This is a genomic window from Nocardiopsis sp. MG754419, assembly GCF_018207095.1.
In the GTDB taxonomy this organism is placed as follows: domain Bacteria; phylum Actinomycetota; class Actinomycetes; order Streptosporangiales; family Streptosporangiaceae; genus Nocardiopsis.
Genome location: NZ_QOCZ01000429.1, coordinates 1 through 328 on the forward strand (window position 1 = coordinate 1; position 328 = coordinate 328).

1 protein-coding gene is annotated in these 328 nt (G+C 72.6%); it reads left to right on the top strand.

The window, feature by feature from the left end; genetic code table 11:
• Nucleotides 1–328: nucleotide disphospho-sugar-binding domain-containing protein (locus DSY14_RS28415; RefSeq protein ID WP_211719641.1), on the top strand; the 328-nt coding region annotated here is incomplete at both ends.

Here is a 328-nt window from a genome sequence, read left to right on the forward strand (position 1 = left end):
CCAGGTGGGGATGCGGTACGTGCCGTTCAACGGTCCGGCGGTGGTGCCGCGGTGGTTGCGGGCCGATCCGGAGCGACCTCGGGTGGCGCTGACCCTGGGCCTCGGTTCGGTGGAGCACCTGAGCGGCTACTCGGTGTCGGTGGGCGAGGTGCTGCGGTCCCTGGCCGGGCTGGACGTGGAGGTCGTGGCCACCGTGGCCACCTCCCACCAAAGCGACCTGCCCGAGCTACCCGACAACGTGCGCGTGGTGGAGTTCGCCCCCCTGCACGCCCTGCTGCCCACCTGCTCCGCCGTGGTCCACCACGGAGGCTTCGGCACCACCGCCACC